The following is a 2,455-nucleotide window of genomic DNA, read 5'->3' on the forward strand; positions in this document are numbered from 1 at the left end:
GCGGGGCCCCCCCCCCCCCGGGGCCCCCCCCGCCCCCTCACCCGGAGACCCGCCATGAAGCTCCTCGGCACCGCGAGGCTGCTCGTGATCGCCGGCACGTTGGCGCTGAGCACCCTGGGCTCGTTCGCCCACGCCGCACCCACCGACCCGACCCGCGACGCACCGCTCACCACCGCCGCCACCCAGGCCGACTACTGGGCCGCCGCCGAACCCCGCGCCCGCGCCGTGAAGGCCGAGTACGACATCCCCGCCTCCGTCGCCGCCGCCCAGGCCGCGCACGAGTCCGCGTACGGGGCCAGCAGCCTGGCGGCCCAGTACAACAACCACTTCGGCATGAAGTGCGTCTCGGCCACCGACCCCGGCCCCATCGCCGTCGGCTGCCGCGCCTTCAACACCGAGGAGTGCCAGCCGACCTGCGGCCCCACCACCGCCTACTTCCGCGTCTACGCCTCGATGACCGACTCGTTCCGCGACTACGGCCGGCTGCTCACCACCAGCTCCTACTACGCCCACGCCCTGCCCTACCGGCACGACCCCCGCGAGTTCATCCGCCGCGTCGCCGAGCGCTACGCGACCGACCCGAACTACGCCAACAAGATCATCGCGATGATGGACGCCAACAACCTGTACCGGTTCGACGTCGGCGGTCCCGAGCGGCAGGCGTACCCGATGTACCACCAGGTCCGCGGCGCCGACGGCGGCTGGACCGGGTTCCGCGCCCTGCCCGGCTACCAGACCACCCTGCCCGGCGACGCCAAGGACGTCGCGGTGGCCGCGATGGCGGACGGCTCGGCGCAGGTGGTGGTCGTCGGCGCGGACGACGTCGTCTACCACCAGATCCGCCACGCCGACACGAACTGGACCGGGTTCCAGCCCCTGTCGGGCAACGGCACCACCACCCCCGCCAAGGCCAAGGCGGTGTCGATCACCGGCCTCGCCGACAACGCGGTCCAGGTCGTCATCGTCGGCTGGGACGACCGGATCTACCACCAGACCCGCACGCCCGACGGCAACTGGACCGGGTTCCAGCCGGTGCCGGGCATGGACACCCCCACCCCGGCCGCGGGCAAGGACGTCGCCATCGCGGCCCTGCCCGACGGCAGCGCCCAGCTGGTCATCGTCGGCCACGACGACGGGCTCTACCACCAGGTCCTGCGCGACGGCACGTGGTCCGGCTTCCGCCCCCTGGCGGGCACCGGCACGACCGCGCCCGCCAAGGGCAAGCGCGTGTCGATCGCCGGCACGGCCGAAGGCGCCCACGTCCTCGTCGTCGGCTGGGACGACCGGATCTACCACCAGATCCGCGACAACGCCGGCGACTGGACCGGCTTCCAGCCGCTCAACGGCATGGACACCACCCTCCCCGCCACCGGCAAGGACGTCGCCATCGGCGCCCACGCCGACGGCACCGCCCAGGTGCTCGTCATCGGCAACGACGACGGCATGTACCACCGCGTCCGCTCGGGCGCCTCGTGGACGCCGTTCCGGATGCTGACCGGCACGGACGGCACCCAGGCCAAGGGCTCGCGGGTCGCGATCTCGGGCCACCCGGACAACACCGCCCAGGTGGTCGTCACCGGCCGCTGACCGATCCCCTTGTCGCGGGGGCGCGGCCGCCCCCCGCGGGGCCCGGGGCGCGACGCCGGGGCGCGGGGGTGGGGCCCGACCCGCGCACCCCCCACCTGCGGGGGCGCGCCCCCCCCCGCGCGCGCGCGCCGGCGCCCCCCAATCGCCGTGCCCGTTCGTGCCGCGAAACCCGGTACCCCCGATCCGGTGTCGGCTTACCCCCACACGGCGGAGTGCTGTTGCGGCGCACGGCGGCGGCGCACAGTGTCGGATCGGCGGCGATTGTCCGATCCGACCATTCGCCGCAGGCGTCCCGGACCACGCGGCGTCGGTGGATGTCGAACCGAGGAAGAACATGAACAAGTCGAAGATGGCGTTCGTGGTGTCCAGTGTTGTCGCGCTCGTGTTCGGCGGCCTCGTCGCGGTCTCCGCCCCGGCCCAGGCCGAGCCCGGTTACCTGATCCGCAGCGAGTTGAACGGCAAGTGCCTGGACATCCGGGACTGGAACGCCAACGACGGCGCGATCGTGCAGATGTGGGCGTGCCACGGCGGGGCCAACCAACAGTGGTACGGCGACGGCTCCCTGATCCGCAGCGCGCTGAACGGCAAGTGCCTGGACATCCGCGACTGGAACGCCAACGACGGCGCCGTCGTCCAGATGTGGACGTGCCACGGCGGCGCGAACCAACGCTGGTTCCAGTCCTGATCCACCGCCGGTTGGCGCGGGGGAGAGCGGTCGACGGGAGCCCTGCCGGGACCGGCGACTCCTCGGCGGCCACCGCGACCCGCGCCACCGGCTGAGACCGGCGGGGGGGGGGGCGCGCGCCCGGGGCCCGGGGGGCCCCCCCCCCGCCCGGGCGCCCCCCGGACTCGCCGCCACACCCCCCAC

At 74.1% G+C, this 2,455-nt stretch carries 2 protein-coding genes; both read left to right on the plus strand.

Going from position 1 to position 2,455, the window contains the following annotated elements; genetic code table 11:
• The first annotated feature begins 54 nt into the window (after positions 1 to 54).
• Positions 55 to 1,587, plus strand: coding sequence for a glucosaminidase domain-containing protein (locus ACFXGA_RS37675; RefSeq protein ID WP_378097130.1), 1,533 nt, complete (start codon positions 55 to 57; stop codon positions 1,585 to 1,587).
• A 334-nt stretch (positions 1,588 to 1,921) separates the two neighbouring features.
• Entirely contained in the window at positions 1,922 to 2,272 is a 351-nt protein-coding gene (locus tag ACFXGA_RS37680; protein ID WP_378097133.1) for an RICIN domain-containing protein, read from the plus strand.
• Positions 2,273 to 2,455 lie beyond the last annotated feature (183 nt).

This window comes from Actinosynnema sp. NPDC059335 (assembly GCF_042752395.1).
Lineage (GTDB): Bacteria > Actinomycetota > Actinomycetes > Mycobacteriales > Pseudonocardiaceae > Actinosynnema.

Bases quoted from the DNA above. Each gene is read 5' to 3' on its own strand.
- ACFXGA_RS37675 (WP_378097130.1), top strand. From the start codon at position 55: ATGAAGCTCCTCGGCACCGCGAGGCTGCTCGTGATCGCCGGCACGTTG.
- ACFXGA_RS37680 (WP_378097133.1), top strand. From the start codon at position 1,922: ATGAACAAGTCGAAGATGGCGTTCGTGGTGTCCAGTGTTGTCGCGCTC.